Here is a 5,619-nt window from a genome sequence, read left to right on the forward strand (position 1 = left end):
AAAGAGTCTGCATAATCTCGTTTCTCTGCTGCGAGTGCAGCGACGCAAGACGGCGCGGAAGTTGGAGCGGTGTTGCGGGGCGATCTTTAACAATTTACAGCCGATAAGTGTGGGCGCTTGATGGCGACGCGAGGCGGGTTTTTCGGAGCCTGCCGGAGAGCGAAAGCATCAAGTCTCACACAGTATTGAGGAAGGTTTTCGTCATCGAGAGATGATGTGAACTGTCAGTACGTTGAGTGAGCGACCGGTTCGTGAAGAACCGAAAACAGTAACAGGCATTGAACTGAAGAGTTTGATCCTGGCTCAGATTGAACGCTGGCGGCATGCCTTACACATGCAAGTCGAACGGCAGCACGGGGGCAACCCTGGTGGCGAGTGGCGAACGGGTGAGTAATACATCGGAACGTGTCCAGTAGTGGGGGATAGCCCGGCGAAAGCCGGATTAATACCGCATACGCTCGAGAGAGGAAAGCGGGGGATCTTCGGACCTCGCGCTATTGGGGCGGCCGATGGCAGATTAGCTAGTTGGTGGGGTAAAGGCCTACCAAGGCGACGATCTGTAGCTGGTCTGAGAGGACGACCAGCCACACTGGGACTGAGACACGGCCCAGACTCCTACGGGAGGCAGCAGTGGGGAATTTTGGACAATGGGGGCAACCCTGATCCAGCAATGCCGCGTGTGTGAAGAAGGCCTTCGGGTTGTAAAGCACTTTTGTCCGGAAAGAAATCCTGTGGGTTAATACCTCGTGGGGATGACGGTACCGGAAGAATAAGCACCGGCTAACTACGTGCCAGCAGCCGCGGTAATACGTAGGGTGCGAGCGTTAATCGGAATTACTGGGCGTAAAGCGTGCGCAGGCGGTTCGCTAAGACCGATGTGAAATCCCCGGGCTTAACCTGGGAACTGCATTGGTGACTGGCGGGCTAGAGTGTGGCAGAGGGGGGTAGAATTCCACGTGTAGCAGTGAAATGCGTAGAGATGTGGAGGAATACCGATGGCGAAGGCAGCCCCCTGGGCCAACACTGACGCTCATGCACGAAAGCGTGGGGAGCAAACAGGATTAGATACCCTGGTAGTCCACGCCCTAAACGATGTCAACTAGTTGTTGGGGATTCATTTCCTTAGTAACGAAGCTAACGCGTGAAGTTGACCGCCTGGGGAGTACGGTCGCAAGATTAAAACTCAAAGGAATTGACGGGGACCCGCACAAGCGGTGGATGATGTGGATTAATTCGATGCAACGCGAAAAACCTTACCTACCCTTGACATGGACGGAACCCTGGTGAGAGCTGGGGGTGCTCGAAAGAGAGCCGTCGCACAGGTGCTGCATGGCTGTCGTCAGCTCGTGTCGTGAGATGTTGGGTTAAGTCCCGCAACGAGCGCAACCCTTGTCCTTAGTTGCTACGCAAGAGCACTCTAAGGAGACTGCCGGTGACAAACCGGAGGAAGGTGGGGATGACGTCAAGTCCTCATGGCCCTTATGGGTAGGGCTTCACACGTCATACAATGGTCGGAACAGAGGGTTGCCAAGCCGCGAGGTGGAGCCAATCCCAGAAAACCGATCGTAGTCCGGATTGCACTCTGCAACTCGAGTGCATGAAGCTGGAATCGCTAGTAATCGCGGATCAGCATGCCGCGGTGAATACGTTCCCGGGTCTTGTACACACCGCCCGTCACACCATGGGAGTGGGTTTTACCAGAAGTGGCTAGTCTAACCGCAAGGAGGACGGTCACCACGGTAGGATTCATGACTGGGGTGAAGTCGTAACAAGGTAGCCGTATCGGAAGGTGCGGCTGGATCACCTCCTTTCTCGAGCTTAAGTGCGTCACAAGTTAAGCGCTCACGCTTATCGGCTGTAGATAAAGACAGGCTTAAGGGGTCTGTAGCTCAGTCGGTTAGAGCACCGTCTTGATAAGGCGGGGGTCGTTGGTTCGAATCCAACCAGACCCACCAATTGTCTGCGGTGGCTGCAAGCGCTGAGTGAAGGTGGGCAGCCTTGGGGTGTCAGGTCGGGGGGATTAGCTCAGCTGGGAGAGCACCTGCTTTGCAAGCAGGGGGTCGTCGGTTCGATCCCGTCATCCTCCACCAATATCCAATGCGAAGGGTTTGACTCGAAGCGATTCGAGGGATAAACGAGCCTTTGGCATTGGCGATTGAGCCAGTCAGAGCGGTAAGTTGGAAAGCTTATCGGCTGTCGTTCTTTAACAATCTGGAAGAAGTAGTAATGGATAGCGAAAGCGCTTAGAGATGGGCGTGGACGCTATCTGGGTTGTGATTGTATCGAAGTATCTCAAGACCGTCGTGAAGACGGGTTTGGAATACGGCACAACGCGAAAACTCAGCCTATGGCGGGTGCGAAGACGAAGCGTGAAGCTTTGGAGACGCACTTGTTATAGGGTCAAGCGAACAAGTGCATGTGGTGGATGCCTTGGCGATCACAGGCGATGAAGGACGCGGTAGCCTGCGAAAAGCTTCGGGGAGCTGGCAAACGAGCATTGATCCGAAGATGTCCGAATGGGGAAACCCGGCCCGTATGGGTCATCCTAGACTGAATCCATAGGTCTAGCGAAGCGAACGCGGTGAACTGAAACATCTAAGTAACCGCAGGAAAAGAAATCAACCGAGATTCCCAGAGTAGTGGCGAGCGAAATGGGATCAGCCTTGTACCTTTTATCTTTGTTGTTAGCCGAACGCTCTGGAAAGTGCGGCCCTAGCAGGTGATAGCCCTGTAGGCGAAAACAGCGAGGAAGAACTAGGGGTACGACAAGTAGGGCGGGACACGTGAAATCCTGTCTGAAGATGGGGGGACCATCCTCCAAGGCTAAATACTCGTGATCGACCGATAGTGAACCAGTACCGTGAGGGAAAGGCGAAAAGAACCCCGGGAGGGGAGTGAAATAGATCCTGAAACCGCATGCATACAAACAGTCGGAGCCTCGCAAGGGGTGACGGCGTACCTTTTGTATAATGGGTCAGCGACTTACGTTCAGTAGCAAGCTTAACCGATTAGGGCAGGCGTAGCGAAAGCGAGTCCGAATAGGGCGTTCAGTTGCTGGGCGTAGACCCGAAACCAAGTGATCTATCCATGGCCAGGTTGAAGGTGCGGTAACACGTACTGGAGGACCGAACCCACTAACGTTGAAAAGTTAGGGGATGAGCTGTGGATAGGGGTGAAAGGCTAAACAAACTTGGAAATAGCTGGTTCTCTCCGAAAACTATTTAGGTAGTGCCTCGTGTATCACCTTCGGGGGTAGAGCACTGTCATGGTTGAAGGGTCCATTGCGGATTACTTCGCCATAGCAAACTCCGAATACCGAAGAGTGCAATCACGGGAGACAGACATCGGGTGCTAACGTCCGGTGTCAAGAGGGAAACAACCCAGACCGCCAGCTAAGGTCCCCAAATATGGCTAAGTGGGAAACGAAGTGGGAAGGCTAAAACAGTCAGGAGGTTGGCTTAGAAGCAGCCATCCTTTAAAGAAAGCGTAATAGCTCACTGATCGAGTCGTCCTGCGCGGAAGATGTAACGGGGCTAAGCCATATACCGAAGCTGCGGATGCACAGTGATGTGCATGGTAGGAGAGCGTTCCGTAAGCCTGCGAAGGTGCGTTGAAAAGCGTGCTGGAGGTATCGGAAGTGCGAATGCTGACATGAGTAGCGATAAAGGGGGTGAAAGGCCCCCTCGCCGTAAGCCCAAGGTTTCCTACGCAACGTTCATCGGCGTAGGGTGAGTCGGCCCCTAAGGCGAGGCAGAAATGCGTAGCTGATGGGAAGCAGGTCAATATTCCTGCACCATTGTTAAATGCGATGGGGGGACGGATCGCGGAAGGTTGTCCGGGTGTTGGACGTCCCGGTCGCTGCATTGGAGAAGGCGCTTAGGCAAATCCGGGCGCGTAATTCAAGGGTGCGGCGCGAGTGGCTTAGGCCGCGAAGCAATTGGAAGTGGTTCCAAGAAAAGCCTCTAAGCTTCAGTTTAACAGTGACCGTACCGCAAACCGACACAGGTGGGCGAGATGAGTATTCTAAGGCGCTTGAGAGAACTCGGGAGAAGGAACTCGGCAAATTGGTACCGTAACTTCGGGATAAGGTACGCCCCTGTAGCTTGACTGGCCTGCGCCAGGAGGGTGAAGGGGTTGCAATAAACTGGTGGCTGCGACTGTTTAATAAAAACACAGCACTCTGCAAACACGAAAGTGGACGTATAGGGTGTGACGCCTGCCCGGTGCCGGAAGATTAAATGATGGGGTGCAAGCTCTTGATTGAAGTCCCGGTAAACGGCGGCCGTAACTATAACGGTCCTAAGGTAGCGAAATTCCTTGTCGGGTAAGTTCCGACCTGCACGAATGGCGTAACGATGGCCACACTGTCTCCTCCCGAGACTCAGCGAAGTTGAAGTGTTTGTGATGATGCAATCTCCCCGCGGCTAGACGGAAAGACCCCATGAACCTTTACTGTAGCTTTGCATTGGACTTTGAACCGATCTGTGTAGGATAGGTGGGAGGCTATGAAACCGGAACGCTAGTTTCGGTGGAGCCGTCCTTGAAATACCACCCTGGTTTGTTTGAGGTTCTAACCTTGGCCCGTGATCCGGGTCGGGGACAGTGCATGGTAGGCAGTTTGACTGGGGCGGTCTCCTCCCAAAGTGTAACGGAGGAGTACGAAGGTACGCTAGGTACGGTCGGAAATCGTGCTGATAGTGCAATGGCATAAGCGTGCTTAACTGCGAGACCGACAAGTCGAGCAGGTGCGAAAGCAGGTCATAGTGATCCGGTGGTTCTGTATGGAAGGGCCATCGCTCAACGGATAAAAGGTACTCTGGGGATAACAGGCTGATACCGCCCAAGAGTTCATATCGACGGCGGTGTTTGGCACCTCGATGTCGGCTCATCTCATCCTGGGGCTGTAGCCGGTCCCAAGGGTATGGCTGTTCGCCATTTAAAGAGGTACGTGAGCTGGGTTTAAAACGTCGTGAGACAGTTTGGTCCCTATCTGCCGTGGGCGTTGGATATTTGAAGGGGGCTGCTCCTAGTACGAGAGGACCGGAGTGGACGAACCTCTGGTGTACCGGTTGTCACGCCAGTGGCATCGCCGGGTAGCTATGTTCGGAAGAGATAACCGCTGAAAGCATCTAAGCGGGAAACTCGCCTTAAGATGAGATATCCCCGGGGACTTGATCCCCTTGAAGGGTCGTTCGAGACCAGGACGTTGATAGGTCGGGTGTGGAAGCGCAGTAATGCGTTAAGCTAACCGATACTAATTGCCCGTACGGCTTGATCCTATAACCAGTGCGTTTTGTCGATCAGAGTTAGCGCTTCAGCGCTTGCTCTGGACCCAGGCAAAGCTCGGGTTGAGCCCGCGTCGTGCCACACAACCACAACCCCTCTTTACCCCCCTACTTCTTCCCAGATTGGCTGGTCGCGCCACCTCCAAACGCGCGCGCCCCAGCAACAAGTCATGCCTGATGACCATAGCGAGTTGGTACCACCCCTTCCCATCCCGAACAGGACCGTGAAACGACTCCACGCCGATGATAGTGCGGATCGCCCGTGTGAAAGTAGGTAATCGTCAGGCTCCTTATGTCGGCCAGAGTTTGTGCTTCAGCGCTTACTCTGGCCCCA

At 54.2% G+C, this 5,619-nt stretch carries 2 tRNA genes and 3 rRNA genes; all 5 read left to right on the forward strand.

What is annotated here, in order from left to right:
* Positions 1 to 280 precede the first annotated feature (280 nt).
* Positions 281 to 1,811 (forward strand): 16S ribosomal RNA (locus J3489_RS36830).
* Positions 1,812 to 1,878: 67 nt separating this feature from the next.
* Positions 1,879 to 1,955: transfer RNA gene (locus J3489_RS36835), tRNA-Ile, on the forward strand.
* 59 nt (positions 1,956 to 2,014) lie between these two features.
* Positions 2,015 to 2,090: transfer RNA gene (locus J3489_RS36840), tRNA-Ala, on the forward strand.
* A 308-nt stretch (positions 2,091 to 2,398) separates the two neighbouring features.
* A 23S ribosomal RNA gene (locus tag J3489_RS36845) occupies positions 2,399 to 5,279 on the forward strand.
* Positions 5,280 to 5,458: 179 nt separating this feature from the next.
* A 5S ribosomal RNA gene (rrf, locus tag J3489_RS36850) occupies positions 5,459 to 5,572 on the forward strand.
* The 16S, 23S and 5S rRNA genes sit together here with 2 tRNA genes alongside, the layout of an rRNA operon.
* Positions 5,573 to 5,619: the final 47 nt, after the last annotated feature.

The sequence above is a fragment of the Trinickia mobilis genome, from assembly GCF_017315705.1.
GTDB classification, from domain to species: Bacteria; Pseudomonadota; Gammaproteobacteria; order Burkholderiales; family Burkholderiaceae; genus Trinickia_A; species Trinickia_A mobilis.